We start from the raw sequence: 25,946 nt of genomic DNA on the forward strand, positions 1-25,946 counted from the left end.
GGTGGCTCAGGTCAAGCGTATCCGTCGTAATGTCAGTGGGATCATCCTGCTGGACAAGCCCCTGGGGTTTACCTCCAATGCGGCGCTGCAGAAGGTCCGTTGGTTGCTCAATGCCGAGAAGGCCGGGCACACCGGTAGCCTCGATCCCCTGGCCACCGGCGTATTGCCGTTGTGCTTTGGAGAGGCCACCAAGTTCTCGCAGTACCTGCTCGATTCCGACAAGGGTTATGAAACCCTGATGCAGTTGGGCAAGACCACCAGCACGGCGGATGCCGAAGGCGAGGTCCTGCAAACCCGCGAGGTGACCGTTGGTCGTACCGATATTGAAGCGGTATTGCCGGAATTTCGTGGTGAAATCAAACAGATACCCCCCATGTACTCTGCCCTCAAGCGTGATGGCCAGCCACTCTACAAGCTGGCTCGTGCAGGGGAAGTGGTGGAGCGTGAACCGCGTTCTGTTACTATTGCGCGCCTGGAATTGCTCGCCTGTGAAGGCGACACCGCCCGCTTGGCGGTGGATTGCAGCAAAGGCACCTATATCCGTACCCTGGTGGAGGATATCGGCGAGAAACTCGGTTGTGGTGCGTACGTCGCGGAACTGCGACGGACCCAGGCCGGACCTTTCAGCCTGGCCCAGACGGTCACCCTGGAAGAGCTCGAGGCCGTGCATGCCGAAGGTGGTAACGAAGCGGTGGATCGTTTCCTGATGCCATCGGACAGTGGCCTGCTGGATTGGCCGTTGCTGCAGTTCTCGGAGCACAGTGCGTTTTACTGGCTCAATGGCCAGCCGGTACGTGCCCCCGATGCGCCGAAGTTCGGCATGGTGCGAGTACAGGATCACAATGGTCGCTTCATCGGTATCGGTGAAGTGAGCGAAGACGGGCGCATCGCGCCGCGTCGACTGATTCGGTCAGAGTGACCGAAACCAGCCTGTGTCACAGCAGGTTGGCGAGTGTGGCTGTCAGCAGGCACGGTCACTACTCTTTTTTTGATACAGGGATTTGTCCCTGGCCTGTTGAAACTGTTCTTGAACAGTTTCCTGATATAAGGAATGCCCACATGGCACTCAGCGTTGAAGAAAAAGCTCAGATCGTAACCGACTACCAGCAAGCTGTTGGTGACACTGGTTCGCCAGAAGTGCAAGTTGCACTGCTGACCGCCAACATCAACAAGCTGCAAGGTCACTTCAAGGCCAACGGTAAAGACCACCACTCGCGTCGTGGCCTGATCCGCATGGTAAACCAGCGTCGTAAGCTGCTGGACTACCTGAAGGGCAAGGACCTGAGCCGTTACAGCACCCTGATCGCTCGTCTGGGTCTGCGTCGCTAATCAGCGATTGCGCTATGAGGTTGGTTGCTTGCCATGCGTCAGCGGTTTTTCCGCCGGCGTATGGCAGGCTTCCAGCCTCAAGTTTTATCTGGGCTGTAGTTTTACCTGGACAATAAAGGCTGGGCCGATTCCCACCGTTGCCCAAGAATTTCGCAAGAACACAAGTTTCCCCAAGAGCCACAAAGAAGGTAGGACACCGTGAACCCGGTAATCAAGAAATTCCAGTTCGGTCAGTCGACCGTCACTCTCGAGACTGGCCGTATCGCCCGTCAGGCCTCCGGCGCAGTATTGGTCACCGTTGACGACGACGTCAGCGTATTGGTGACCGTAGTCGGTGCCAAGCAAGCCGATCCAGGCAAAGGCTTCTTCCCTCTGTCTGTCCACTACCAGGAAAAAACCTACGCCGCCGGCAAGATCCCTGGTGGTTTCTTCAAGCGTGAAGGCCGTCCTTCCGAGAAAGAAACCCTGACCTCGCGTCTGATCGACCGCCCGATCCGCCCTCTGTTCCCAGAAGGCTTCATGAACGAAGTGCAGGTTGTCTGCACCGTGGTTTCCACCAGCAAGAAGACCGATCCGGACATCGCTGCGATGATCGGTACCTCTGCTGCCCTGGCCATCTCCGGCATTCCTTTCGACGGCCCGATCGGCGCTGCCCGCGTCGCTTTCCACGAAAGCACTGGCTACCTGCTGAACCCAACCTACGAGCAACTGGCTGCTTCGAGCCTGGACATGGTCGTAGCCGGTACCGAAGAAGCGGTACTGATGGTTGAGTCCGAAGCCAAGGAACTGACCGAAGACCAGATGCTGGGCGCCGTGCTGTTCGCCCACGACGAATTCCAGTCGGTAATCAAGGCCGTCAAGGAACTGGCCGCCGAAGCCGCCAAGCCAACTTGGGACTGGGCGCCTGCCGCCGAAGCCACCGAGCTGCTGGGTGCCATCCGCGCCGAGTTCGGTGACGCCATCTCCCAGGCCTACACCATCACCGTCAAGGCCGACCGTTATGCCCGCCTGGGCGAGCTGAAGGACCAAGTGGTCGCCAAGCTCTCCGGCGAAGAAGGCCAGCCATCGGCTTCCGACGTCAAGGCCGCTTTCGGCGAGATCGAATACCGCACCGTTCGCGAAAACATCGTTAACGGCAAGCCACGTATCGACGGCCGCGACACTCGTACCGTACGCCCTCTGAATATCGAAGTTGGCGTCCTGGCCAAGACCCACGGTTCGGCCCTGTTCACCCGTGGCGAAACCCAGGCCCTGGTCGTTGCGACCCTGGGTACTGCCCGTGACGCACAGCTGCTGGACACCCTGGAAGGCGAGAAGAAAGACCCCTTCATGCTGCACTACAACTTCCCACCGTTCTCGGTAGGCGAATGTGGTCGCATGGGTGGTGCTGGTCGTCGTGAAATCGGTCACGGCCGCCTGGCCCGTCGTTCCGTCCAGGCCATGCTGCCGGACACCGACTCGTTCCCTTACACCATCCGCGTGGTATCGGAAATCACCGAATCCAACGGCTCCAGCTCCATGGCTTCGGTCTGCGGTGCTTCCCTGGCCCTGATGGACGCCGGTGTACCGATGAAGGCTCCGGTTGCCGGTATCGCCATGGGTCTGGTGAAGGAAGGCGAGAAGTTCGCCGTCCTGACCGACATCCTGGGTGACGAAGACCACCTGGGCGACATGGACTTCAAAGTAGCCGGTACCGCCAAGGGTGTGACCGCGCTGCAGATGGACATCAAGATCAAGGGCATCACCGAAGAAATCATGGAGATCGCCCTGGGCCAGGCCCTGGAAGCTCGCCTGAACATCCTCGGCCAGATGAACCAAGTGATCGGCCAGTCGCGTACCGAGCTGTCGGCCAATGCTCCGACCATGATCGCGATGAAGATCGACACCGACAAGATCCGTGACGTCATCGGTAAAGGCGGCGCGACCATCCGTGCGATCTGCGAAGAAACCAAGGCTTCGATCGATATCGAAGACGACGGTTCGATCAAGATCTTCGGCGAAACCAAGGAAGCGGCAGAGGCAGCTCGCCAACGCGTCCTGGGCATCACCGCAGAGGCCGAGATCGGCAAGATCTACGTCGGCAAGGTTGAGCGCATCGTCGACTTCGGCGCCTTCGTCAACATCCTGCCGGGCAAGGACGGCCTGGTGCACATCTCCATGCTGAGCGACGCTCGCGTAGAGAAAGTCACCGACATCCTGAAAGAAGGCCAGGAAGTGGAAGTGCTGGTACTGGACGTGGACAACCGCGGCCGTATCAAGCTGTCCATCAAGGACGTGGCAGCAGCCAAGGCTTCGGGCGTTTAATCTCCCTCTAGCCTCACGCTGAACAAGCAAGCGCCCCGACTGGTTCGGGGCGTTTTGCTATCTGCACTTGATATCTCTTTGCCCTCTTGCCTGGCGCGCCCCAGGCGCCGGTGCTAGGTTTAGCCCACGCCGGTGTAGCTCAGTCGGTAGAGCAGCGCACTCGTAACGCGAAGGTCGCAGGTTCGATTCCTGTCTCCGGCACCAGTCAATAGATTCATGCAGTGCCAAGCAGTCGCATGAAACCCCTTAGAAGCCAGCCTAGTTCGGGTGTCTTGCTTCATGCAGTGCCATCCAGTTTCATCCAAGCGCTTGTCTTATGAGTACCTATCCGAGTACCTTGTATTAGTTCAATAATCTATGGGTACTCAGCATGCCTTTGACGGCTTTGCAGGTTAAGAATGCTGCACCACGCGAGAGGGACTATGGCCTTGCGGATGCTGGTGGTCTTTTCCTCTGGATTCGTGCGGCAGGCGGCAAGTCCTGGCGCTTTCGCTTCCGTCTGGATGGCAAGCAATCTCACATTTCCCTTGGCACAGTCGACAAGGTAACCCTCGCACAGGCGCGGCAGCTTGCTTCCGAGTCTCGCCAGCTTGTGGCGCAGGGGCGGCATCCTGGGCTTGAACGGAAGGTTGCGCGAGCGCAGGCGGCAATCTCTCGTGCCAACACGTTCAAAAGCCTTGCGCTGGAGTGGCATCAACACAAATCGCAGCGCTGGTCGGTAGGTTATGCCAATGATGTGATGGAAGCGTTCGAGCTGGACATCTTCCCCCTGCTGGGAAGTCTCCCCCTAACCGACATAAAGCCTATGCAGTGGCTACAGGTTTTTCGTCGCATAGAGTCGCGGGGTGCTCTGGAGAAGCTGCGCAAGGTCAGGCAACGCTGCCAGGAGGTCTATCGTTTCGCGATCGCCACTGGCCGTGCTGAGTACAACCCTATCTCTGATATTGGTGGAGCACTTCAGACGCCTACCTCTCGACACTATCCCTTCCTGCCTATTGCAGAGCTTCCGGAACTGATACGCAGTTTTCAGGCGTGTCCAGGGCACGACGTGGTGAAAATCGCTACTCGCCTGCTGATCCTGACGGGGGTGCGCACAGCTGAACTGAGGGGAGCGCTTTGGTCGGAGTTTGACCTCAAGGACGCTCTCTGGCAGATCCCAGCTTCACGTATGAAAATGCGTCGCGCACATTTGGTCCCTCTTTCAAGGCAGGCGGTGGCTGCATTGAATGAGCTGGAAGGTATTACAGGCGGCTACACGCTCGCTTTTCCTGGCCGCAACGATCCGGCCAAGCCGATGAGTGAGGCCGCTATCAACCAGCTGCTTAAGCGTTCTGGATATGATGGCCGGGCTACGGGCCATGGATTCCGTCACACGATGTCCACCACTCTACATGAGCAGGGGTATCGTAGTGAGTGGGTCGAGACCCAGCTTGCGCACGTTGATAAGAATAGTATTCGCGGCACTTATAACCATGCCCAGTATCTTGAGGGGCGCCGGAAGATGCTTCAGTGGTATGCGGAGCATTTAGAAGCCTTATCGCGTCCGAGAGCAATGGAGGGTAAGTCGCATGAGTGATGATGCCGTTCGCCTATCCGAATTGGTTCCGGAATACTCTCATTACTATAAGGTCACGCCCAAAGAAGCTGCATATGCCCTGCATGAACTGATTGATGATCTATATTTAGAGTATGGTGAAAGGCGTGGAAATAGGCTTTCTATTAATGAGGTTCTCTGGGTGGGTAGGTCTGAGTCCCCAGAGAGAACATCCAGGAAGTATAACTTTCACTTTCAGTTGGTGAATCAGTATTTTGAGGGTTTTTTTGCTTCGGAATCCGAGGCGACCCCTGTTTGCATCAGCTGCTATTCTGAGTCTGATCAGAGGTTTAAAGATATTCCTGTGAGCCTGGTGTGGCTGTCCCGGCGCAAGTTCTCAGAGTGGGCTTTGGAGGCAGGAATTGATCCACCAGAATCTATATCCAAGGCAGGTGTAGCTAGAAAATCTTTAGCTGAGGCAACTGATAGCACCCTAAAAACTTTGGAGCTGGAAAGTATTAGGAAGATAATGGTTGGCCTAGTTAGGCTGATTAAAGAGGTTGACAGAGCCCACAGCGAGCAGCCAATTAATTATGATGAAAAGAGGCGCTCGGATAGGATTAAGCTTCGTGCTTCCAGGCTTAACAATCCACCACGAAAGAACTCGGATCTGTATAGAGAGCTAATAGAATTTGCAGAAGATGCTGGATTTGAATTGGTCAAGGATCGCCAGACCCTTAGAAGATATATGCACGGCGAATCCAAAACCAGTAGCGGGGAATAAGCTTTCTTAGTAATGATTTTGGGATTCTCCCTGAAAACTCGGGGATTCCCATGCTTCTTCGTTCGATGTGCCATTGAATACCTAGCCATCTAACCCGGTCCCAAGGAGACCCGTCCCGATGGCTAGTCAACCTATCTCACCTCTATTGCTCCGCTTGCCTGGTGTCTGTGCTTTGGTAGGGCTTAGCAAATCTCAGATCTATCGCCTGATCCGGGCTGGAGAGTTTCCTGCTGGTATTTCCCTTGGCGCGAACTCTGTGGCTTGGCCCACCGAGCAGGTGCGTGCCTGGGTGGCCGCGAAGATCAGCGCATCCACTCCTCAACAATGACCGAAAATATGTCAGTTCCTAGCCGGTTGGCCCAGCTAAAGGAAAACTGGAAACGGTCTATCGCGAAGCCTAAAGAGGGTAAGGCCGAAGACGAGGACGAGGACGAGGTTGTTACACTGCCGAACTGGCCCGAATCGGTACGTCGTGTTCCCAACATCGCTCTTCGCTCAGCACTCTTTGGCGCAATCGGAAAGGGGGGGCGGCCATATGTTGAACAAGTCGAAATTAACTCCTTGGGTGGTATCAGTATTTATTATACAGGTGTGCTACTTGATCAAGGTGATCTGGATGTTTGGGAAACGGTGTTGCACCTAGCGAGAATGCAAGAGTTGGGTTCGGAGTGCAGGGTGACAGCGTATAGACTTCTGAAAGTTCTGGGTAAAACAGATACGGGGAAAAATAGAAAAATTTTAGATAAGCATATTAGTAGGCTTAAGGCTACCGCCTTGCAGATTAAAGTGGGAAGGTTTTCATATGAGGGGAGTTTTATAAATGAGGTATATCGTGCCCAGGATGAACGGAGCGAACGTATATACGTCATTCGGTTGAATCCTAAACTTCATGTGCTGTTTAATGGGGATCAGTACACCAATGTGAACTGGTCTATTCGCCAAGCGCTACATGGAAAGCCACTTGCTCAATGGGTGCACGGTTTTTATTCGACGCATGCTAGGTCCTATGATTACAAGGTTGAGACTTTACATCAGCTATGCGGGAGTCGTGCGAGCTCTTTATCTGACTTCAAAAAAGATTTGCGGCGGTCTCTTGAAGCTGTAGTGCGTGCGAGCACCGCAGAAGGACAGCCGTTTAGTTATCTTTTGGAAGGGAATCTAGTGAAAGTTAAAACTAGCCCAAGCGCTTCTCAGCTGCGTCATTTGGCCAAAAAGCGCTAATGTTAATACCGTTCCAGCCCCCCTGAACTTACCGTTCCAGCACCCTAGGCTACCGTTCTAAGACCCCGACAATACCGTTCCAGCACCCATGATGTACCGTTCTAGCACTCCTTGAGTTTGACTGTGAAATAGCCCTCTAGCCCAATAAGAATCAGTGGTGCAGCGATTTTTACGGTGTGCACTAATCTGTTATTAATCAATTCTAATCACTTCCATTTCGGCTAAGCCCGTGAGGTTCTCAAGGATGGATCACGAACCATTGCCTAGTACTTGGGTTATTGAGGAAGCGCGAACGTTTATCAGAGCTGCTCAGATCCTGGAGCAAAGGGCTATTGATGACCACGATCTGAATCTGTTCTGGCCAGCTGTGATGAATTCGGCGCTCGCTTGTGAGCTGCTCCTGAAATCGTGCTTGGTGGAGGCTGATCCCTGCTATCCGAGGACTGAACATGACCCTGAGGGGCATTTGCGGTTGGGTGTGAGGATACCTGGGAATGGTCACGGCTTGATCGATCTGTACCACGCCATTTCGCCCAAACTAGCCAATCAACTACGCGAAATTTCAGAGCGTCTGGCACCGGACTTCCCCCTGGAAAAATGGATCAGGGCATCCTCGAAGTTATTCGTTGGAACTCGATATCCGTACGAAGCTAACTCCGTCCAAAGTGTAGATCTGGAGGTGCTGAAGCTTGCTCCGCACCTGGATCGGGTGTTGGAGGAAATGACGCGATGGGCCCATGACCAGGGCCTATGAGAGGGCATAAAAAGCGCGAGAGTGCTCGGCTTTGAGGGCATGCCTAACGGCAGAAGCTGTTTCATCGCTACCAGACGCCCAGGAATCCATCAGCACAGAGACTCGGTCGAGCCGGTCCTGTATCAATCGGACGTGTTCTTGGTCTCTGTAGGCAGCTTTCAATGCCACGTCGCGGTCTTGGTCAGAAATGGCAAGAATGTCCCTCAGGCTTTCGATTTCTTGATTGTGCCGCTTTGTAATTTCAGAAACATGGTCGAGGTGCCGGTGCTCGATGTCTTTGAGTTCGTCGCTGTGTTTCTGGAGCAGAGCTTTCTGCCGCTCGACACTGGCATCAAGGATGGCTTTGATTCGTGCTCTAGATTTTTTGCTTTCCAAGAGCAACACTGCCAAGACACCAATCACGATCACTGATGTGCCGATCACGAAGAGCAAGCTACTGCTGATCCAGGTAGGGTCGATGTTTATTCTCAACGAAGATAGACCTCTGTAATTTCTGGCCGGAAGTGGCCCATTTCCTGTGAAACCACCGCCAGAGCCTGTTTTCGCGTTAAGTGGCGTTGCAATGTCGCCATGCGCTCCTGGGCGTAGGTATGCCGCAGTCCATGTGCGCCGTTCGACCAGCCGAGCGCTCCTTTGGAAGCTGCACTAACGCTTTTGCTCCACGGCTGACCGCCGCCAATCCCGTAAAACTGTTGGTAGTTGATTCCTCGATCTTTAACGATTCGTGGCTCTGCCAACCGTGTTCTTTCCAGCCGTTGGGCTAGGGGAATCGGAATACGTACTTCGCGGATTAGCCCACCCTTGCCGTGGACGGTGTAGCTGATAGTCATCTCGCGAATTCCTGAAAACTTCATTCCGTGCGCCGGACGTTGATCCGGCACGCGTTGGTGCGTTCTGCGAAGGCCGAGTAACTCATGAGCACGAAGGCCGGCGGCGTGCGCAATCTCTGTCGCCAGTGCGTTATGCGGAGCTTGGCGAGCTGCAATCAATGTCATTTGCTCGCGGTTGTATGCTCTTGCCTGATCAGCAAGCCTGCGACCCAAAGTGGGATGGTTTGTCGTTCCCATGCGACTTGTCGCGGTGCTCCTGATTACCTCCAGAGTTTGTCCTGGCGGTAGCTGATGAGTGACATGCTGCATCATGGCTTGGAGGGCTTGGCGCTCCATGTCCAAGGTTTTCTGGCCAACGAACGTTGCACGTTGCTGGAGGTATTCAAGAGCACGGGCAGGTGTCACTTCACGGAGGCTGCCTAGTCGATGCTCTTGAAGGTAAGTGGTAATGCGCACCAAACATTGCTCATAGTTGCGAACGGTGCCGACTGAGCGGATGTGGGTGCCTTGGAGGCTTTTCATCACGGACGCGGCTTGTTTCGCAGGCTTGGCAAACTTAGCCACTCAGGCGATTCCGATGTAGCCATCGGTGCACTGTTGAGCGTTGGATCTTGATGCCTTTCTCTGCTATCCAGCGTTGCAGTTCGCTGCCATTGCAACCTGCTGAATCAAGCTGCAACAGCTCGCACTTGTAGTTATCCAGCAATGAGCGGCGTTGGGCATAGGTTCGGGGTTTTCTCCGAATCCTCGATTCGGCCTTGAGGCGTGCAGTAATGCTATGCGCATCGAATTCGCTCATGGGATTCTCTCTATCAGATGTAAGAACTCCTGACCGTTACCGATTCAGCGACACACCATCCGCAGATGGTTCGTTGTGTGCCTGTTCGCCCCCCTTTGCATCAGATGCAGGCGGGGACTGTTCACGCCTACTCGGAGTCTCCGAGTGAGTTCCTGAATGTCCGCTCAGGTTCGGTTGCCATTGGGTCTGGCTGACTATGCTGGGTTGTCTTCTCTCCTTAAGTGATTGGTCGTTGATGGTCCCGACACATAGTCGGCGTTAGGGAGGGCACACGCGCGATGACGCAGGTGTGGCCGATGGGCTACTGCCCGCGATGACGCAGGCCGAGCCCCCTGCCACTGTCCCAACCCATGAATCACACGGGTAACGAGACCGCCGGGCAGTGCGGTTTGGTTCCTGATCAGCTTACGAAAATGGGGATGGGCAGACAACGCAATGTCGCTGCGTTGTATTTGTTGCGTCAAATCGGAATGGTCGAGTGTGCCCGCTATGTAGAGCGCCATCTAGGCGCGTTACATAGCGGGCACATAGGCGCTGAAAAGTGAGACGGTAGTAACTGTATCGAGTTGAGTGGAGACGCAAGAAGGGTGGCGATAGGCTGGAAGTCGTTCAGCTTAACTTGCGGAGAAATGTGAGCATGAAACTGAGGGAATTTCTGGATTCAACGCACCTGCGGATGCCTTTTGCCACTAAGTGGGTAGGCCGGACGGGCATTGTCCTTGGGCCAATCCTTGGCCTGCTGCACCTGCTCGCTGCGGCAGTTATGCGGCCATATAGTCAGCATGTGGTGGAGCAGTACGATGCCGTTCAACGCATGGGCAATTTGTTAGCTGCACCTGCGGCCCAGTATTTCATCCTGTTCGGTTTCTCACTGTGTCTGCTCTGGTTTGGTTTGTGGGTTGCCAGGATTGGTTTGGCCATTCGTAGCTGGATAATTCGGCGGCGGGCAGTGTAATGAGTGTCGCGTCGGCTGAGGATTTTGCCGGGTTCAACTGGGTATTCGGTCTATGGGAAAATGTCGCGCTGACGATCATGACCGCTACCGAACCACTGTTCGTTGCGCTCAATGAGACGAGTACTGAACTGATCGTGGTCGTGGGGTTTGGCTGGCTACTGCTGGTTATCCTGCGTTTAGGTGAAGGTGCAGGCCGTACGTTTTTTGCCGGTATCCTAATTTTCCTGCTTGTGGCGTACGGGATGAGACCGGCCACCGTGACGCTTCCTAGTGGTGCGTCAGTGCGGATGGTCGAGGTCCAAGCGGTTCCGCTTAAAATTGTCATGGCGATACACGTGATGTACCGGCAGGCATTTGACCAGGTTTTGAGCGACCAGACTGTGGCCGGCACAATCGTCCCTGCGCAGGCGGCAATCGACAATATGGTTGGGCGCTCAGCGGATGTGTTTGCGGGTAGCGATCTCGCCCGGCTGATCAGGGATTACAACGCCAGTTGTGCCCCAGCACCGGCTGAGCTAGCAGGGCCTGAGCATGCAGCCAAAGTGGAGGCGTTGCATGCCATTGGCCTGTTGGGCGGCGGTGGGCTTGGGATTCCAGATAAAGAAGTTGGTCTCATTGCGCAGGCGCGTACCGGCCTTGGAGGTGCATGGACATATGTTTTCGGCTCCGCTGAAGAAAATGGCGGTTGGGGGGCCTACTTGCTGGGAGGAGGGGCTGCTCGTACAGGTTTGGAGCATGTGCTCGATCAGAGAGCTATCCAGACACGCCGAGAAGCGGGTATACGAGCTTTAGAATCGGCAGGCCCCTTCATGGGGAGCAGCTATGCGTTGCCAACTCAGTCACATTGGGCTGCAAGGCTGGCAGGTCAAGAGGATGCGACGCCGTCCTATTTGCCAATCAGCAAAATGCCTAATCAGAAATCGACAATCGTCGGGGATGATCAGGGAATCATGTTTCGGCCATCCAGCTGTGTAGAGGCGTACCAGATCGCGCAGATGGGAGCAGAGCAGGCCTACCAAGCGCTGCGCGACTCAGGTCAGGTCATTGCGGGTGGGCAGCGAGTCAGCGCGGAGGTCGGAGCGGTCAGTACCGCCGTGGCGTGGCAACGATTCATGGCTCGTTCTCTAGAGAGAACGACGGGCATGTCGGCTGGGGGCACCGAGGTCGCCGGTGGAATCTTGGCCGCTGCGCAGATGTTCAAAAACTTCAGTAGCTGGCTGGATCTGCAAACGCTGTTGCCGGGATATGTCATCATGTCGGCTTGGTTGTTCTGGATTGTCTTGATCCTTGCCCCGCTTTTCCTGCTGCTCGCGCCACTGCGGGGGGCTACGATACTCGTTAATTGGCTATCTCTGCTCCTTCTTCCGGTCATCGCGGTTATGACCGCCCAGATGATCACCGTTGCGATCTCACAAACTATGGCTGCTGTAGCCGTAGCGCAGGCGGGAGCTGCAAGTGGATGGACTGGAGTAGGGGCTGATTACGATGGTCTTCGTGGGTTGATGTCAGCTGTAGCTGCCGTATCGCTTGGCCTTTCCACTTGGATCACTTCGAGTATGCTAGGTGTTTCGTTGGGAGGCCTAGCGGGCAGCCTTTCAGGCGCCGTGGCTACAGCTAGTGATGCGGGTCGCTTCGCTATGAAAGCGGTTGGCGTTGCTATGTTGGGGTCTAGATTGGTCGGGATAGGTGCTGCGGCTTCATCACGAGGTGGGGGTGGTTCGAGCCCTCAGAACGGTGCTGGAGTGTCTCCATCGGTCCCACGGTCTCCCAATCCGGTGGGGCCCAGCTCAATTCCACCACCTCGGCCAAGTAGTCAAGGTGCGGGGCGGTCGCTAAACCCCCCGAAATCTAACAAGTAGAGTTTGGGCAGGAGGGGCGGCGTTGACCGCCCTGGTGCAGATGATGACGCCACGTTCAGTGGGGCGCGTCTGCACAAGCCCCCATTTCGCAGGAGCTCTAGCGCTGCTGCATGTCCCCGGCAGAAATCTCAAGTTTCGTCTCGCCCCGGTATTAGGCCGCACCGCTTCACCTTCAGTATGCCAGTGAGTCACATCTGGGCTGCCCGTCAATGATCCCCTCGAAACCTAGCGCTACCATCGACATGTATTCGTGCCAACTAATGGCGCCACTGCCGCACCAGTGACAGGCCGTTAGGATTCATATTCATATCCTGTGGCACCCTGATATTTCCCTGGCGCACCTCGCGGCCTCTCAAAAAATCGTTACGGCATCCTCAAATCCCACTGGGGGAACTCAGCATTTTTTCTAGAGCGCCATGACACACCCTGAGATGGAGGTAACTTCGGCTTCAAATGAGGCTGGAGGTCGGTATGAAGCAGTTTTGGGTCACAGTTGTGTGTGCCGGCGCGGGTTTTTGGCTAGGGGCTCACCGTTTGGTTCCCCTATGGTTGATCGTCGTTCTGGCAGTACTAGGCGCGGGGTTGTGGGGAGTGGCCGAGTGGATTGAGCGTCGAGAAACGAATGGCGAGCGCAAACCATGATGCGAGCCGATCTACAGGAGCTTCTGGTGCTCTCTGCGATGTTTCCCTCCTGGTCGTGGAGGCAGATGGCAGCGCGTCCGGTCATTGTGGCCACGGAGGGCTCCGTCATCCGTCTGTACTGGATGCCGGCGCTTTTATGTCTGGATGAATTTCGCTGCCAACTGTTTGTGCAGCAACTCAATGCTGTAGGCGTATGCCGTAGCTTTGGCGAGAGCTAAATGGAAGAATGGCACATTGTCATCAAGGAGCGTGCTGGGTGAAGCAATGGAAATTGGCGTTACTGGCTATGGTATCTGTGTCTGTAGCTGGATGTTGGCAGGGCGATTATGCGTTCGAGGGAAAGTATTTCGCCGCAGAGGGTGAGGACTGCACGACTCCGTCCAGCGCCACGGATCGGGAGCAATACTTTTTGGAGATAACCAAGCAGGTACACAACGGCACTGCACTTTACTCGGCTAAGTTTCCAATCGCTTCGCGGGCAGGGGCTCCAATTGTCGCCGCTCAAAGCGTCTCTGCAACGGACGATGATGAGCTCACCTTCAACTTCACGAAGCCAGAGGTGTCGGGGACGTTTTCAGGGAGTCCGGCGGTGGATATCGTCATCACTGTCATTCCCAACAAGAGTAAGGAGGGTCACCTTTGGCTCAAAAAGGCAGAGCTCACAAGCGTTCGGAATGGAAAGGTCAGTGAAGCTGATCTTCTTGCGAACCTGAGAAGAGCCACAACTATTGGGGAAACAGGCGCCTGCTTGAGAAAAGCTAGCAATGCACACTGAGGGTGGATGTTACTTTGGGGGGCGCAAGATCCAGCAGGTAACAGAAGCGAGATGTTGTAAAAAGGGCCGTCGCGCTCTTTCAAAGGATTGCCGGTGTCTGCCGAAGAAGGATAAAGAAGTGCTAGACTCCTTGCGAGGTCTAGCACCCCTGGCCTTGCACCACCACAGCCCTGACCAGTCAAGACTCGACCCTCAGCTGGTCCAGGGCTTTCATTTTGAGGGCATCGAGGTGGGTGGATTAGCACTCGATGCCCATGACTCTTCTCCTAGCTGTCCACATACGGCCTCCCCTAGCAGGTCTTCACTCTAGCGTTGCACCACCACAGCCCTAGCCGGTCAAGACTCGACCCTCAGCCAGTCCAGGGCTTTCATTTTTGGGGCGCCGAGGTGGGTGGATTAGCACTCGACGCCCATGACTCTTCTCCTAGCTATCCGCATACGGCCTCCCCTAGCAGGTCTTCACTCTAGCGTTGCACCACCACAGCCCTGGCCGGTCAAGACTCGACCCTCAGCTGGTCCAGGGCTTTCATTTTGAGGGCATCGAGGTGGGTGATTAGCACTCGATGCCCATGACTCTTCTCCTGGCTATCCGCACACGGCCTCCCTTCATAGGTCTTCACTCTAGCGTTGCACCCGATTCCTCAGACTCTCCTAGGCGCTAGCCTTAGTTTTCCGGGGCCGTTTGGTCGTGGTGGATGTAGTAGCTGGCGGTGGGGGAGCCGAATTCTGATTAGCGGTTTTTGCGGCAGCAGTTGCAGCCGCTTTTTCTGCCTTTTTGAGCGCTTCCCAATAGGCGTGGAGTGCCTCGATATCGCCATAGGCACCGATTTCTGGCAGTCGCTCAATGAAGCGGCCATACAGGCCATCCTGAACCTTCCCATGATTACGCATCCATTCCACCGCAGCGTTTGGGTTGGTGAGCATCACATAGTGAAATTCGCCGGATGCGCCTGGCTTGGTCATGATGAAGTTCAGCTCCCGGAGCTTCTTCATCCGGCGACGCCAGGTGTCCACAGCCCGCTCCCCGAGAAATCCCGCTTCAGCAGCAAACGTGCTAGGGTTCTCGATCATGATGACCGGATGATCGGGCATCCGTGCCCATAGGCAAAACAACACGTGCCCGGCAGGCTGCCCTTTCGAATCGGCGTCAATAATCTGCATTGCAATGGGCAGGGTTCGAGGAATCGTGCTGAAACCATCATGGGTTTTTCGCGTCCATTTCAGTGCATCGGGAATGTTGGGGAAGTGGACCTCCATCAGTTGCTGAGCACGTTCCGCCATTGTTAAGCGGCGTTTTGCTGACTGTTTTGCGTTGGCCATTGTGCAGCCCTTATTCGATTTCTGTTGGGGCCAGTTTCCCGTCATTCGCTGATGAGGGCAAACCGTCATTTCACGCTCATATCGCGCATTTCGATGCACGCGAATGAACTATACAGCTCGCTTAAATGCTTGATATGAGCATAGTTCAAGTATTTGTATTGCGCGATTTCGCGCATGGAATGTCTGTAACTTTCTGTTTTTGATGGATTTATTTTTTAATTTCGGTGCTCGCTGTGGTGTGGGAAGAGGGGCGTAGCGAGACGGGCTTGCGCTCATTTTTTTGTTATTAAGGACCTCGATGTGGCTCAGTACCGAACCTTGAAAGTCGGGGAGTCTTCTGGGCGCAGTTGTCGGCGGTCGTAGACGCGGGTGGTACTGATGTTGGCATGACCTAGCCAAGCCTGAACCTTTGCAATGTCGGCCTCATGCTCTAGGGCATTGGTTGCGGCGGTCGCCCGCAAACCATGTACACCCAAACCGGCAACCTCAATGCCGGCGCGTTTGGCATAAACGCCCACCAGGGCGTAGATGCCGTTTGCTGTGATGCCCAAGCCAGTCAAGCGCCCCCGCAACGGTACAAAAAGGGCTCCTTGGGGGGTGAGTAGGTGATGGCCGGACTTTTCCAGGTAGGAATAAATTCGCTCAGACGCGACGGGATGTAGCGGCAGGAAACGAAGCTTGCCGCCCTTGCCCTTAATCCGCAGATGTTTGATACCCCGACGCTCCTGCAGATCGTTTAGCTGTAGTTGCGCGCATTCCTCACGACGCAGGCCGTGATATAGCAGAACAGCGAGAATGGCCCGATCACGCACCCCTTTAACAGAATCTAAGGGTGGCGCATCAAGCAGCGCTTTGGCCTGCTGGTCACCCAAAGCCGGTGTCTTCCCTTCATTCGTTTCGATCCTGGGGCGTTTGACTCCATGTACCGGGTTGCCGCCAGCGATGGAGTTGCGCTCCAGCAGGTGATCAAACAGGCTGGTCAGTGCGGCCAGTTTGCGCCGGATGGTCGTCGCGGCCAGGCCGCGCTGCTCGAGCTGAGCACGCCAAGCTAGTACATGCGCCCGGGTGACGGAGCGGAACTCATCCGCTGTAGTCAGTCCGACAAACCCGCAGAAGTCCTCCAGGTCGCCCTGATACGCGCGGCGTGTGCGTGGGTTATCGATATTGGCGAACCACTCGACTGCGGCCGGCACGCTGGCCAACTGCTGGAACTCGACGGCTGTCAGTCGGCGTTCGCTGGAAAGGATCAGATCTGACACCTCAAACTCCCTTCAGATGTTTTTTATGGATCTCGTGGCAACGGTCAATGACTTTCTTTACGCGAGGATGAGGCGAGTAGTCGTTACGGAAACCTGGTGGTATGAGAAGGCTTCTATCGCGGTAAGGAACGACGCCAACAAAACCGCTTGGCAACGCATTCAGTTCAAGCGAGAGCAGTACAAGGGTCTTGAAGGCATTGGGCACTTGGTCTTTTTCAAACTTGGCCCATTTGTCCATCATTGCCTTCATGGCCTTTCCCGCTTTGTCTCCCGGTTTTGACTTGTGATGCACCAAGGCATTGCGCGCGCTCACCAAGCCTTTAAGACTGGTGATGGCAGGACCTTCGGCATCAAGCGACTGGCCGCAGACCAATCGAGGCCCGATCATCCACTTACCCACGATGTCCATCCTGTCCAGGTACTTTTCAGCAATCGTGTCACCCAGCATCGAAGCTGAGAATTCGAATGCCGCCGCCTCAATGGCCATCGCGGCAAACACGATGGTCTTGATACCGCTGACGCGTTTTCTATCATCGCGATCAAACCCACCTGCTGTGTCCGGGTCGAAATTCTGATCTAGGAAATTTCCGAACGCTTGCTCGGCGATGCCTGCGTAGGTATCCACCAAGCAGTCAACACGGACGGGATAGATGTTCTCGTACATTTCTGAAATATCCACCGGCAGCTCCTAGCTAAAAAAAGGTGATAACGTATTTTATCACCAATTTTACATCTTAAGATTTCTCTCGATTCCCCTCAGCTCTGGTTCTGAGAATTGAAGCTGTCGCTAAACGACAAAAGCCAAAAGGAAGGGAGCCGCTCCGGGCTCACGTAGCCAGCATGCCGGCCAACACCACTCTTTACCGTGGTTTTCTCACGTCCGACCCGATCAACTGTTCTGCAGACCTGGGCTTTCATCAGCAGGCAATTTCGTGGGTGATCGATGCAACCTGCTGTCATGACTGAAAAAAAATAGATCGGATACGTGGGCATGTCCTTATGAAGGACTGGCACTTTGCCTTATATTCGCTCTCGGCCCGATTGGGCCAAACACGCCCCGTGCGGATGTCTGCACGGGTCAACCCAACCAGCAAGGGAAGTAACCCCATGCGAATCCAAAAACACCCTCTCATTTTCTATCAGGAGTACAACAAAGGTGATGATCGATGTTAACGATGTAAAGGCAACTCTGGAAAACAACCCTGCCGTTTTCCGGTACACGCCTGAAGGAACCGCGTTTGCCCGTGCCCAAGATTCGGAGCATGACGCTGAGCCCCGCTTCTACAACAAAAAGTCGGATAGCCGCTTCGGCAGCGCCGACCTTCCTGTAGGAGTTCTGTACCTTGGGTTCAGCGACACTGTTGCCGTCGCCGAGGTGTTCCAGCCGCCGGGGGATGACACCCCGGTGGCGTATGCCAAGCTGGAGCAAAGCTCCTTGCACCAGCTGGTGGCGGTACGGGAATTGAAGCTGATTGACCTGCCGATGTTGGCTAATCTGATGGGTCTCAAGCTGCGCGATGTCGTCCGGGCAAAGGGACAGGGCTCTGAAGGTTATGACCCAACTCGGGCGCTGAGCAAGGCGTGCATGGAATGTGGCTTGGGGGTCGATGGACTTCTGTACACCTCTTCCGTGTATTCGCCGGCCGGCACCCTTGAAGGGTGCAATGCCGCCCTCTTCGGCGAAAGGGGCGAGCAGGTTAAACCGGTCAGCCACAAGCCGCTCCTCAAAGAGCGCTTGTCGAACGGTAAGACTGCCGTGAAGCACCTGCAAGACCTGGGCGTAAGCCTGGAGTGAGCAACACCCGGCCCCCTCGTAAGAGGGGGGCGGTTTTATCTGCCATGCAGGTACTTATTGTCCCATTCCCGCTTGATGATTCTGCGGGCGGCGGGATCATCCATGAGCGTGTGCATCTCAACGATATTCTCGGGCTCGCCCGGGTTCGAGTAATCGATCTTTGTGATCAGATGCTGGACAAACAGGTTCATGGACACTTGGTCTGTGGGCTCGACGCCGAACTCGGAAATCAGCTCGGCGATCACAGGCCGGATCTTGTTATCTCTGATCTGGAAGGCTGGGTAGTATTTTCTACCATTGCTTTGGTTCGTGTACACGGCGATCTGGCCAGCCTGGATACGCTTGCTTAACGCCTGTTTTGTGATACCCAAAATTCTCACGAGGTCCTTGCTCTCGAGCAGTTCGCACCTCTCTCTGACCCTCACAAAGGCTCTAGCTCGCATTTCAGCGATAGCCTCTTGGTTCTCGATTTCGATGCTTCTCGCCGCCTCAGCCGCGGATCTCGCCAGCTCAGCGAGGGCTTCCCTATCTGAAAGTTTCAGAGACTTTTCGAGCACCGCCTGCGGCAGCTTTGCGATGAACAGGCGGAAACGTCTATCGACCGCAGCCTCAAGATCCAATCTCGAGGTGGGGGCGGACTCTAGAGCAGAGACGGACATAAAACCTCCTAACGACGCATTGAAGCGGTGATCAATTGCTTACCAATATAAGGTCAACCTGTCGAATCGTCAACCAGTCAACCAAGTCTGACGAGTAGGTTTCCCATCGTCGGGATTTGGTTGCATACGCACCGCAAACTGTGAACAGAATTCCACTGCTGCGGAAGCAGGTGCGATGACCAAATCACGGTTGCCTGATCCATCAAAGGTGCTCCAGTCGGCCTTCCACTGCCAGAGATGCTGCACGCTCGTGTTTCTGGCTCACAGCAACCTCAAGAGATAAAACTCATTCAGCAGCAAACGCCATGCGGTAAACGCAAGGTGAGTACCTAATTGAGTGCCTATATTGAATTGTAATTTTCCATAGTCCTCTATTTTGCTGGTCTTGGTATTCCATATTCGATTCCTGTCTCCGGCACCAGAGAGCAAGCCAGGGCAGTTCATGACTGCCTATCCCCCTAAATAAACGCTCTCGAAAGACACCGAACTACAAAACATCACCAGGCCGCTTCAGCCACTATGTCGAGTTCGCAGGTTGTATCTAAAAACCATGCTAAATGGTCGTCATAGCTTGCTCTATCAGCTCCAGAACTTTCCTGCTCAATTCAGTTGAGCGCCTTCTAGTTGCCTGTTGAAAAGCGTCTGATGTTGCAGATGCCGATAAGCCAGAAACAAATACATCAACTAAGCGTTTGCTTGTACTTAACCGGCATCACGTACTGGGATCCGCAGTTTGTTCAATGCTACTGGGGTATGCACTTTGTAGCTCGATGAGCTTTGGACTTGGTTGTTCATGCTCGGGTTGGTCATGAAGTGGATGGTAGCCGCTAGGGGCATTACGCATAATGACAGCCAGGAATCATGGAGCGTCCGGTGTGAAGAAGTGGAAGTTGGCTGTGTTCGGTGTGGTGTCGCTGTTGCTTGCTGGCTGTGAGAAAGGGCCTTCCTATGAGTTCGAGGGGCAATACTTCGCCACTGAAGGCGAAGAGTGCACGACTCCAGTGAGTACGAAAGACCTGGAACACTATCTTATTGAGATAACCAAACAGGTGAGTTGGGGGCGTGTGATGTATTCCGCCACGTTGCCATCAGCGGCCAAGGCTGGGCTGCCTGTTGTCAGTGCGCAAGACGTCTCGCCCAATGATGATAATCAGCTCACTTTCAATTTCAGCAAAGCCAGGGTGTACGGGGTTCCTCCAGAGAATCCGGACTTTACTATCGTCGTTACCGTAATCCCCAATCAAAACAAGGAAGGGCATCTTTGGTTGATCAAGGAAAAGATGATTATCAACAAGGATGGGGAAGTGAAGGAGTTCGATACCCTTGAGCGCCTGAGAGACTTTTTCGAAGTCGGGCAGGCAGGCGCTTGCTTGAGAAAAGGAGCGGCGACGGGTTGATTCTTGTGGTCCTGATTGGCTAATGCCGATCAGTCAAGACGCTTGTAGGAGCGAGGCTTGCCCGCGATGCGCGCTACCGTTAACGAGCGTCGACCGGCTGCTCCTAAAGGGGATCACCTCGCTTAACTGACTGGCATTACTCTCTTTGAAACACCGATAGAGCCCATCGCTTTGGCGGGATCTGCGAAATCCTGTTTCGCAAGGTTCTGGTGGGCTGGTGTTTGGCGATGCTCCGCAAAACCTCCAATTTTTCTGCAATGGGTGCATCAGGTCATATAAATCGTGGGCCAAAGCCCCTATATTCGGTCCCTGTCTGAGTACCAGCATGCTGTTTTCAGATGATCCCGAATGGCTCTGCAGGCCGGTTGAATCGAGCGGCCCAGAGATCCCAGCGACCCCGATCCATTTCCATTCCCAAGATCAGAGAGAACGAGATGATTCCTAAAGAGGCAAGAATCGACGTAGCGCTTGAAAGGTACTTGGCTGCCACGCCTTCCTTGCAAGAAGAAATCAGTGCCCTGAGCCCAGAGGAGCAGAAGCAGCAGGCGCAATGGGCCTTTGAAGACGAGGCGGAGTCTCGCGGCATCGAGCCGTGGGAACTGGTGCTCGACCTGGTGGCCGAGACACCCGAGGAGCTGAAGGCCATGCGCCTGGAAGTGCACCAGGAGGTTGCCGAAGCACTGGGCATGGATCTTCAGGACTACCTGGAACTCAACGAAATCGACGATTGAGCATTAGCGGCGACCAGCTTCAAGAACGCTTCTTGAAGCTGGTCGCCAAGCCCGCCGCCGTTTTCAGAGGCTCAGGCGCATGGACAGGTCCAGGGCCTTCACGTCCTTGGTCATGGCGCCTATGGAGATGTAGTCCACGCCAGTCTCGGCGATCGGACGCAAGGTGCTCTCGTTGATCCCGCCGCTGGCCTCGAGCTTGGCCTGGCCCGCATTCAGGCGCACGGCCTCGCGCATATCGTCCAGGCTCAACTCGTCGAGCATGATGATGTCGGCACCCGCCGCCAGCGCTTCTTTCAATTCCCCAAGGCTTTCCACTTCCACTTCCACCGGCTTGCCCGGGGCGATCTTGTGGGCGGCGCTTACGGCCTGGGCGATACCGCCACAGGCGGCGATATGGTTTTCCTTGATCAGGAAGGCGTCATACAGGCCGATGCGGTGGTTGTGGCAGCCGCCACAGGTGACTGCATATTTCTGTGCCAGGCGCAGGCCGGGGAGAGTCTTGCGGGTATCCAGCAGCTTGACCTGGGTATCGGCGACAAAGTCCGCCAGGTAGCGAGCGCGGGTGGCGACCCCCGACAGCAGTTGCAGGAAGTTCAAGGCACTGCGTTCACCCGTGAGCAGCGAGCGGGCCGGGCCTTCCAGGTGGAACAACACTTGATTGGCGACCACCCGTTCACCGTCTGCCACCTGCCAATGCACGGCGACCCTTGGGTCCAGTTGGCGAAACACCGCTTCGACCCAGGCGGTACCGCTGATCACCGCGGCTTCGCGGGTGATGATGGTGGCCTTGGCCAGCCGCTCGGCCGGGATCAATTGCGCTGTGATATCGCCGCTGCCGACATCTTCCAGCAATGCACGGCGCACGTTGGCTTCGATTTCGGCGGTCAGGTCGGCGAGGCGTAGATTCGGCATAACGGACTCCACAAACAAGGTGCGCCGATTATAGAGGCATGGGATCGACGAACCCAAGGCGGCTAATCCGGCAAGCCCAGGCCGAACCTGTGTTTCGTCGCTTTGTCTGAATAGATGAGAGATTTTTCCTAGAAACCTAAGGGTTATTTCCGAGGAGTTGACAGAGTCTGCTGGCGCAACAGGGGAGTTTTACAAGATAATGCGACTTGTAATTGACGTCATAGCTTTGACGTGTCTTTGGCTTCCCCTTACATGAAGTGCAGTGGAGTGCATTTGTGCCTCCGCTCAGAGCCGGCTGTGAGCGTCAGCGGCTCGGCAGAACCTTGATATCGAACCGAAGAAACACCTTTGCAGGAGGCTTGGATGCACAACGACGGGAATGTAGTGCCTTTGCACAAGGTCGCTACAGATCAAGCGACGACCTCGCCGCTCGCCCGCCTGCCGGTGATTCTGCTTCAGGTTCGTGACAAGGCTGCCCAACAATTGCGCCACGGCCTGCAGGAGTTGTTCGATAACGCCGACGATACCCTGTTCGAGATGGCCGACCGGGCGCAGAACAATGTCGAGCAGAACATCCTGTTCGAGGCCATGCGCGACCTGCGGTTGAAGCGCAAGAGCATCGAGCGCGGCTTCCTCGAGAAGTTCTTCGAGGCCTTTGCTTGCCTGGTCCAGTACGACCCGGCCCAGGTCATCGCCCATGCCGCCTCCTATGACCCGAACCTGCAGCCGAGCCATGACGACCTGGAAAAAACCGTGGCCGTGGATGCCATGGTGGCCAAGGTGCTCAACCGCAGCGGTTTTGCCCTGGGCCACCTGAGTGCACGCCTGGGGATGCTGGTGGGGCGGCGTCTGGCCGACGCTGAAAACCCCTTGGGGCCCGCCATGCTCTGCGACTACTTCCTGCAGGCCGGACGCAACCTGGGGGTGGGGATCAAGGTCAAGCTGATCATCCTTAAGCTTTTCGAGCGCTACGTGCTCAGCGATGCCGAACAACTCTATGCCGAGGCCAATCAACTGCTGATCGCCACCGGCATTCTCCCGGACCTGCTTCCTGCTCCCGCCCGCCGGGCCTCGGACCGTGCCCGGGCCGAGATCCAGAGCGAGGCCGGGCCAGGCGGGCCAGGCAAGGCCGGGCAGCATCCCTTCGACGAGAGTGTCCAGGAAGTCTTCGCCGCCTTGCAGACGTTGCTGCTCCACGTGCGCGGTAGCGTGGCGCCGACCCTGGAGGCCAGCGCCGAAACCCAGCCGATCTCCACCCGCGACCTGCTGCGGCTGTTGTCGCATCTGCAGCAGTACGTGCCGGCCCCCAGCGTCCAGGATGACTTCGACCTGCGTAACCAGCTCGAGCAGCTGCTGACCCGGGTCAGCGTCAAGAGCGGTAAATCCCGGGTCGTGGATGTGGCCGACGAAGATGTGATCAACCTGATCGCCATGCTGTTCGAGTTCATCCTCGATGATCGCAACCTGCCGGATTCGCTCAAGGCGTTGATCGGGCGCTTGCAGATCCCCATGCTCAAGGTGGCGGTACTGGACAAGAGTTTCTTCAGTCGCGGCAGCCACCCGGCCCGGCGGTTGCTCAATGAGATTGCCGCTGCCGCCATGGGCTGGGGCAGTTGCGATGACCATCAGCGCGACAGCCTGTACCTGCGTATCGAGCAGGTGGTGCAGCGCCTGTTGAGCGAGTTCACCGACGATCCGGCGATCTTTTCCGAGCTGCTGGCCGACTTCCTGGCCTTTACCGCCGACGAGCGACGTCGAGCCGAACTGCTGGAGCAGCGCACCCGCGACGCCGAAGAAGGTCGCGCCAAGGCGGAGCTGGCCCGGCGCCGGGTGGAGCAGGCGCTCAATACCGCGTTGCTGGGCAAGGTACTGCCACAGGCAGTGGTGGACTTCGTCCGGGATACCTGGAGCCAGGTACTGCTGCTCAGCTACCTCAAGCACGGTGACGAGTCGCAGGAGTGGCGGGCTGGCGAACACACCATGGAGCAGTTGATCTGGAGCGTGCAGCGCCATGCCCAGCCGGACACCGCCATGCGCTTGCTGGCGGTGGTGCCGGGTTTGCTCAAGGGCCTGCGCGAGGGCTTGAGCGGCGCGGCGTTCGATCCGTTTGCCGCCAGCGAATTCTTCGCGCAGCTGGAGCTGCTGCACCTGCAGGCCTTCGAGCATCAAGCCCGGGAGGTGCAGCCACAGGTGTCCAGCCTGGCGCCCACAGGCACGGGAATGGTCGAAGTGGCCCAGGAGATCGTCCTGCCCAGTGCCGAGGAAGGCCCGCTGGAGGCCGCTCCCCTGGCGCTGCCGGCCAATGACGCCAGCCTGCAGGTGGTGGATCAGTTGCGCCTGGGGGCCTGGGTCGAGTTCCAGGAGGATGAAGACAGCGTCCTGCGTTGCAAGTTGGCGGCGGTCGTCCCCCATCCCGTGGCCAAGTATGTGTTCGTCAATCGCACCGGGATGAAGGTGCTGGAGCGCACGCGCATGGGCCTGGCCCTGGAATTTCAGCGTGGTGCGGTACGTACCCTGGACGACACCCTGTTGTTCGATCGCGCCTTGGAGTCGGTGATTGGCAATCTGCGGCGACTCAATCACGGCAAGTGATCGCAACCAGGGTAGGGATCGCGGCATACTGGGCTTCTCAAGGCTTTAGTTGAAGGAATCGGTATGCGGCTGGACCCTGCCACGGGTTGGTGTCATGGCGTACGTCACTGCCCGTCACCCAATTTCAATGAGCGTCCGGCAGGCGAGATCTCGCTGCTGGTGATTCATAACATCAGCCTGCCGCCGGGGCAGTTCGGCACCGGTAAGGTGCAGGAATTCTTCCAGAATCGCCTCGATGTCACGGAGCATCCGTATTTTGCCGGGATCGCCGACTTGCGCGTGTCCGCGCATTTTCTGATCGAGCGTGACGGCGCAGTCACCCAGTTTGTCTCCTGCCTGGACCGGGCCTGGCATGCCGGGGTGTCGAGTTTCGAAGGGCGCGAGACCTGCAATGACTTTTCCCTGGGCATCGAGCTCGAAGGCACCGACGAGTTGCCATTCACCGATGCCCAATACCAGGCGTTGAGCCTGTTGACCGGACAATTGCAGGCGGCGTTCAGCGCCATCACGCCACACAGGATTTGTGGCCATAGCGACATAGCGCCCGGACGCAAGACTGATCCGGGCCAGGCTTTCGATTGGGCGCGCTATCGTGTCGCCCTGGAAGAGGGGGAAGGACCATGAGTTTTCTGGTGTTGCTGCTGGCGGTGTGGATCGAGAAGTTCTCGGCCCTGCGCCAGAAAGTGCAGCGCGACGGCTGGTGGCTGACGCGCCTGGCACGATTGGAGTCGAGCCCGCGCACGGCCGGGCATCCCTGGGGGCAACTGGCGTTGCTGGTGCTGCTGCCGGCGGTGGTGCTCGGCCTGTTGTTGCTGGTATTGCAACCGCTGGCCTATGGCCTGTTGGCGCTGCCGGTGCACCTGCTGGTGGTGATCTATGCCCTGGGGCGGGGCGACCTGCTGGGTGGCTTGGGTCCCTTCCGCGATGCCTGGCGACGTGAAGACCTGCAAGCGGCGCTGCATGTGGCCAAGCGCGACCTGGACATCTGCGCCGACTCCGGCGAGCAGTTGCTGGAACGGGTCCAGGGCCACCTGCTGTGGCAGGCCTACCAGAGTTTCTTCGCGGTGATCTTCTGGTACTTCCTGCTGGGTCCGGTGGCGGCCCTGAGCTATCGCCTGCTGGCGCTGGCCGCCGAACATGGCAAGAGCCCGGCCCTGGTGGAGCGTGCCGCGCAGCTGCGGCATGCCTTCGACTGGCTGCCGGTGCGCCTGTTGGCGGCGAGTTTCGCCCTGGTGGGCAACTTCGTCGCCGTGGGCCGAGTGATGCTCCACGAGCTGCTCAACTGGCATATCAGTGCCGCACAACTGGTGGAAAAGGTCGGCCTGGTGGCCGGGGAAATCCCGGCACCGGTCACCGGCCCCGAGGGCATCAACAGCCTGGATCGCATCTGGGAGCTGCTGCTGCGCGCCGCCGTGCTCTGGTATGCCGGCTTTGCCCTGTACACCGTTCTGCTCTGAGGCACCTGGCGAGGGAATCCTCCCTCGCCACTCCCAAC

25 protein-coding genes and 1 tRNA gene are annotated in these 25,946 nt (G+C 56.5%); 18 read left to right on the forward strand and 8 right to left on the reverse strand.

The genetic code is table 11. The features are described from left to right. Position 1: 1 nt before the first annotated feature. The 9 genes from truB (at position 2) to I9018_RS04245 (ending at position 7,926) form a co-directional block, all read left to right on the forward strand. Positions 2-919: a tRNA pseudouridine(55) synthase TruB gene (gene truB, locus I9018_RS04205; RefSeq protein WP_068581174.1), complete on the forward strand. Its 918-nt coding sequence runs from the start codon at positions 2-4 to the stop codon at positions 917-919. Between the two features lie 140 nt (positions 920-1,059). Continuing rightward, positions 1,060-1,329: a 30S ribosomal protein S15 gene (gene rpsO, locus I9018_RS04210; RefSeq protein ID WP_060837491.1), complete on the forward strand. Its 270-nt coding sequence runs from the start codon at positions 1,060-1,062 to the stop codon at positions 1,327-1,329. 198 nt (positions 1,330-1,527) lie between these two features. Next, positions 1,528-3,633, forward strand: coding sequence for a polyribonucleotide nucleotidyltransferase (gene pnp, locus I9018_RS04215; RefSeq protein WP_068581177.1), 2,106 nt, complete (start codon positions 1,528-1,530; stop codon positions 3,631-3,633). A 128-nt stretch (positions 3,634-3,761) separates the two neighbouring features. Beyond that, positions 3,762-3,837, forward strand: a tRNA-Thr gene (locus I9018_RS04220). Positions 3,838-4,003: 166 nt separating this feature from the next. After that, positions 4,004-5,209, forward strand: coding sequence for a tyrosine-type recombinase/integrase (locus I9018_RS04225; RefSeq protein WP_241108798.1), 1,206 nt, complete (start codon positions 4,004-4,006; stop codon positions 5,207-5,209). Then, entirely contained in the window at positions 5,202-5,951 is a 750-nt protein-coding gene (locus tag I9018_RS04230) for a hypothetical protein (protein WP_241108799.1), read from the forward strand. The genes I9018_RS04225 and I9018_RS04230 overlap by 8 nt, the downstream gene beginning before the upstream one ends. A gap of 118 nt (positions 5,952-6,069) precedes the next feature. Beyond that, positions 6,070-6,279 carry an AlpA family phage regulatory protein gene (locus I9018_RS04235; protein ID WP_092319506.1) on the forward strand — a complete coding sequence of 70 codons (210 nt, stop codon included), beginning with the start codon at positions 6,070-6,072 and terminating at the stop codon, positions 6,277-6,279. An 8-nt stretch (positions 6,280-6,287) separates the two neighbouring features. Continuing rightward, complete coding sequence (gene trfA, locus I9018_RS04240) at positions 6,288-7,172, forward strand: plasmid replication initiator TrfA (protein ID WP_241108800.1); 885 nt, start codon at positions 6,288-6,290, stop codon at positions 7,170-7,172. A 244-nt stretch (positions 7,173-7,416) separates the two neighbouring features. Continuing rightward, a complete protein-coding gene (locus I9018_RS04245; protein WP_092319510.1) occupies positions 7,417-7,926 on the forward strand; it encodes a hypothetical protein in 510 nt (169 codons plus the stop codon). On the opposite strand, the gene I9018_RS04250 is transcribed toward I9018_RS04245, so the two are convergent. Genes I9018_RS04250 through I9018_RS04260 form a run of 3 tightly spaced genes read right to left on the reverse strand, consistent with a single transcriptional unit; the run spans position 7,921 to position 9,555 of the window. After that, positions 7,921-8,358 carry a hypothetical protein gene (locus tag I9018_RS04250; protein WP_241108801.1) on the reverse strand — a complete coding sequence of 146 codons (438 nt, stop codon included), beginning with the start codon at positions 8,356-8,358 and terminating at the stop codon, positions 7,921-7,923. The genes I9018_RS04245 and I9018_RS04250 overlap by 6 nt on opposite strands. Before the next feature lie 35 nt (positions 8,359-8,393). Beyond that, positions 8,394-9,320, reverse strand: coding sequence for a site-specific integrase (locus I9018_RS04255; protein WP_167365717.1), 927 nt, complete (start codon positions 9,318-9,320; stop codon positions 8,394-8,396). Next, the gene (locus tag I9018_RS04260) at positions 9,313-9,555 is read right to left on the reverse strand and encodes a hypothetical protein (RefSeq protein ID WP_092319514.1); all 243 of its coding nucleotides are present in this window, start codon (positions 9,553-9,555) and stop codon (positions 9,313-9,315) included. Before I9018_RS04260 ends, I9018_RS04255 begins: the two co-directional genes overlap by 8 nt. A 637-nt stretch (positions 9,556-10,192) precedes the next feature. Between I9018_RS04260 and I9018_RS04265 the strand changes: the two genes are divergently transcribed. From I9018_RS04265 to I9018_RS04275, 3 genes are all read left to right on the forward strand, one after another. Further along, a complete protein-coding gene (locus I9018_RS04265; RefSeq protein ID WP_241108802.1) occupies positions 10,193-10,510 on the forward strand; it encodes a hypothetical protein in 318 nt (105 codons plus the stop codon). After that, on the forward strand, positions 10,510-12,369 hold the full coding sequence (locus tag I9018_RS04270; RefSeq protein ID WP_241108803.1) for a hypothetical protein: 1,860 nt from the start codon (positions 10,510-10,512) through the stop codon (positions 12,367-12,369). Before I9018_RS04265 ends, I9018_RS04270 begins: the two co-directional genes overlap by 1 nt. 898 nt (positions 12,370-13,267) lie before the next feature. Next, a complete protein-coding gene (locus tag I9018_RS04275) occupies positions 13,268-13,786 on the forward strand; it encodes a hypothetical protein (protein ID WP_241108804.1) in 519 nt (172 codons plus the stop codon). 651 nt (positions 13,787-14,437) lie between these two features. Here the strand turns inward: I9018_RS04275 and I9018_RS04280 are convergent. The 3 genes from I9018_RS04280 to I9018_RS04290 all read right to left on the reverse strand — a co-directional run bounded on the left by I9018_RS04280 (position 14,438) and on the right by I9018_RS04290 (position 17,044). Then, positions 14,438-15,106 carry a hypothetical protein gene (locus I9018_RS04280; protein WP_241108805.1) on the reverse strand — a complete coding sequence of 223 codons (669 nt, stop codon included), beginning with the start codon at positions 15,104-15,106 and terminating at the stop codon, positions 14,438-14,440. A 305-nt stretch (positions 15,107-15,411) separates the two neighbouring features. After that, positions 15,412-16,365, reverse strand: a complete 954-nt coding sequence (locus I9018_RS04285) for a tyrosine-type recombinase/integrase (protein ID WP_241108806.1) — start codon at positions 16,363-16,365, stop codon at positions 15,412-15,414. 1 nt (position 16,366) lies between these two features. Then, positions 16,367-17,044, reverse strand: coding sequence for a hypothetical protein (locus tag I9018_RS04290; protein WP_241108807.1), 678 nt, complete (start codon positions 17,042-17,044; stop codon positions 16,367-16,369). Between the two features lie 480 nt (positions 17,045-17,524). Here I9018_RS04290 and I9018_RS04295 point away from each other — a divergent pair, with 480 nt between their 5' ends. Further along, a complete protein-coding gene (locus tag I9018_RS04295) occupies positions 17,525-18,160 on the forward strand; it encodes an RES family NAD+ phosphorylase (protein WP_241108808.1) in 636 nt (211 codons plus the stop codon). A gap of 35 nt (positions 18,161-18,195) precedes the next feature. Here I9018_RS04295 and I9018_RS04300 read toward each other — a convergent pair whose 3' ends face one another. Then, positions 18,196-18,819, reverse strand: coding sequence for a hypothetical protein (locus tag I9018_RS04300; RefSeq protein WP_241108809.1), 624 nt, complete (start codon positions 18,817-18,819; stop codon positions 18,196-18,198). 875 nt (positions 18,820-19,694) lie between these two features. Between I9018_RS04300 and I9018_RS04305 the strand changes: the two genes are divergently transcribed. Then, positions 19,695-20,216 carry a hypothetical protein gene (locus I9018_RS04305; protein WP_241108810.1) on the forward strand — a complete coding sequence of 174 codons (522 nt, stop codon included), beginning with the start codon at positions 19,695-19,697 and terminating at the stop codon, positions 20,214-20,216. Positions 20,217-20,650: 434 nt separating this feature from the next. Continuing rightward, positions 20,651-20,947 (forward strand): DUF6388 family protein, encoded by a 297-nt coding sequence (locus I9018_RS04310; protein WP_031320853.1) that lies wholly within the window; start codon positions 20,651-20,653, stop codon positions 20,945-20,947. 63 nt (positions 20,948-21,010) lie between these two features. Here I9018_RS04310 and nadC read toward each other — a convergent pair whose 3' ends face one another. After that, positions 21,011-21,859 (reverse strand): carboxylating nicotinate-nucleotide diphosphorylase, encoded by an 849-nt coding sequence (gene nadC, locus I9018_RS04315; RefSeq protein ID WP_241108811.1) that lies wholly within the window; start codon positions 21,857-21,859, stop codon positions 21,011-21,013. Positions 21,860-22,222: 363 nt separating this feature from the next. On the opposite strand from nadC, the gene I9018_RS04320 reads away from it, so the two are divergent. The 3 genes from I9018_RS04320 (at position 22,223) to ampE (ending at position 25,908) form a co-directional block, all read left to right on the forward strand. Continuing rightward, complete coding sequence (locus I9018_RS04320) at positions 22,223-24,451, forward strand: DUF1631 domain-containing protein (protein ID WP_241108812.1); 2,229 nt, start codon at positions 22,223-22,225, stop codon at positions 24,449-24,451. Positions 24,452-24,514: 63 nt separating this feature from the next. Continuing rightward, on the forward strand, positions 24,515-25,075 hold the full coding sequence (gene ampD / locus I9018_RS04325) for a 1,6-anhydro-N-acetylmuramyl-L-alanine amidase AmpD (RefSeq protein WP_068585425.1): 561 nt from the start codon (positions 24,515-24,517) through the stop codon (positions 25,073-25,075). After that, positions 25,072-25,908 (forward strand): regulatory signaling modulator protein AmpE, encoded by an 837-nt coding sequence (ampE, locus tag I9018_RS04330; protein ID WP_124345722.1) that lies wholly within the window; start codon positions 25,072-25,074, stop codon positions 25,906-25,908. Before ampD ends, ampE begins: the two co-directional genes overlap by 4 nt. The last annotated feature ends 38 nt before the right edge of the window (positions 25,909-25,946 follow it).

It is taken from the genome of Pseudomonas sp. MPFS (genome assembly GCF_022537035.1).
In the GTDB taxonomy this organism is placed as follows: domain Bacteria; phylum Pseudomonadota; class Gammaproteobacteria; order Pseudomonadales; family Pseudomonadaceae; genus Aquipseudomonas; species Aquipseudomonas sessilinigenes.